This window comes from Kluyvera intermedia (assembly GCF_021440345.1).
Lineage (GTDB): Bacteria > Pseudomonadota > Gammaproteobacteria > Enterobacterales > Enterobacteriaceae > Kluyvera > Kluyvera intermedia_A.
The window spans coordinates 1-2,241 of sequence record NZ_JAKCNS010000167.1 but is presented as its reverse complement, the minus strand read 5'-3'; the positions used below and the strand labels follow the sequence as shown (position 1 = coordinate 2,241).

General features: G+C 36.1%; 3 protein-coding genes. All 3 read left to right on the top strand.

The features are described 5' to 3' along the window. Nucleotides 1–477, top strand: a 477-nt coding sequence (locus LZ634_RS22525; RefSeq protein WP_234508950.1) for a hypothetical protein, incomplete at its 5' end; no start/stop codon positions are given. A 69-nt stretch (nt 478–546) separates the two neighbouring features. After that, nucleotides 547–1,227 (top strand): acyltransferase, encoded by a 681-nt coding sequence (locus tag LZ634_RS22520; RefSeq protein WP_234508949.1) that lies wholly within the window; start codon nt 547–549, stop codon nt 1,225–1,227. Between the two features lie 36 nt (nt 1,228–1,263). After that, a partial coding sequence (locus LZ634_RS22515) for an acyltransferase (protein ID WP_414467760.1) occupies nt 1,264–2,241 on the top strand: 978 nt, incomplete at its 3' end.

The following is a 2,241-nucleotide window of genomic DNA, read 5'->3' as shown; positions in this document are numbered from 1 at the left end:
ATTAGGAATATTTTTGCTGAGTCTTATTTATATATAAATGAATGGTCATCAGCGATCTATCATTTCAATAAAACCTTAAATAAAGACTTTTTGCAATCTTATAAGCATGCATATTCATATCGTATGTTAGGCAATATCGACAAGTCGTTAAGTATTTTGGAACACAGTCTTAACGCTGGGGATGGGCAAGGGAAATGTAAAGATTCCTGGTTGCTTTTGATTGAGCTTTGCCAGATAGCTGGAGATTGGAACAAGGTCGTTTATGGATGGAATAATATAATTAGATACTACTCTGATAATTTACCGACTGATGCGTGGTTACATTTAAAAAATGCGCAGATAAGGTCTAAGCTTGATGATAGTTCATTGAATGATTCTGAAAGAATGTTGTTACTTGTCAACCTTGGTAATTGGGGGGCATTAAGTGAAAGTCAGAAGGCTTTACTGCTAGTATCAACGAATACATTTATTGAATAATAAAATGGGGAGGGTGTTTTACATACATCCTCTCTGAACTTACTAGACTATTATGGTTATGGTATTTATATGATAATTACCCTTGGTTCATATAACGATGACAGAGGTAATGCTATTATTTATGGCGGTGAACATAAAAATAGTGTAAAAGTCACATTTTCTGGTCGGAATAACACTTTGACTGTCAGTGATTATACGCAGCTCAATAATACTACAATCCTATTTGATTGTGATAATGGAGTCTGTAATATAAGTGATAATAAATTCACAGGAAATATTAGAATTGGGCAGGATTGTCAAGTCAATATTTCCGATAAAGTTTCATGTACGAATAGTTGCATTATTACGACAGCAGAAGGTGCGTCAGTATTTATTGGCGAGGATTGTATGATCGCTTCTGTTGTCGAAATTCGGGCTGATGATGCTCATCCGATATTTAATGTTAAAACTGGGTTAAGGGTAAACCGTTCACGAGATATTATTATTGGTGAACATGTCTGGTTGGCTGGTCGCTCGACCATTTTATCGGGCGGACAAATAGGAAGTGGCAGTGTGCTAGGCTATGGTAGTATTCTAAAAAGCAAAATGCCCAATAATTGTATTGCTGTTGGCATTCCAGCAAAAATTTCTAAAAGAAATATTGCATGGGAACGTCCACATTTGAGTATGACGACTCCTTTTTATAAACCGGATAAAGAGAGTATTGCAATAACCAAAAAATATTGGAAGAGAACTATTACTTCAAAATGATATTTTATGATTTGTCGACAAGGATAGTGAGTTTATATGAAGCGCATTACTGCATTACAACCTGAGCAAGTAGTTAAAATAGATAAAAGTGTCGGTTTTAATTCATCATGGATTGAATTTGAAGATGATGTTCCTGATATAAATATAGGGTACGGCGTAAAGCTTTCATCTGCTCAGATTACCGTTTGCTCTGGCGGGAAGTTAGTCATTAAGGATCTTTGTGAAATCAGTGGGCGAATAATCGTTGGGCCAGGATGCCAGGTCACGATTGGTTATGGACTCATTTGTAATGATCTTATTTATATACAATCGGCCGATAATGCTAATGTAACGATAGGTGATGATTGCCTTTTTGCCAATACAAGAATCTATAGCTCAGATATGCACTCAATATTTCTGGATGAAACCGGAGAAAGAATAAATAAGTCACAAGATATAGTTATCGAAGATAAGGTATGGTTATCCCGTGACGTTCTGATTCTAAAAGGTACAGAAATTGGAAAGAATAGTATAGTTGGCGCACGAAGTGTGTTGGCTGGTAAATATTCTGGTTCTTCTATGATTACGGGTAGCCCTGGTAAGGTGGTAAAGACAGGGATATCCTGGTCTCGTACCTTAGTTGACCAGAAATCTAAAATACTGACTCCTGATTTTTCTATTTATAAATTCAGATCGGCTGCTGTTCAATTTAATAATTGTGAAGTTATTGCGCAGGCTCTTCATTTATGGGATGTGAGAGATACCATCTCGAATGAAGATTGCTATGTATTATATTATCTGGCCAGGGCAATATTGCTACGTGATTTTAAAGGAAAGAATATCGATCATGTGATAATTAATGATAGAGTCATCCGTTTGGAAGAAATTCATAATATACTGACGGTAGTGTTTGAAAAAAGTAATGGTCGGAACGAAGCTTGCAAAGGTTATGCTGACCTTGCCGATGAAATGCTAGCTCATTTGCAGATTTTGAAGAGAATTTCTAGCAATGAAAAATATGCTAAGGTTCGCTCT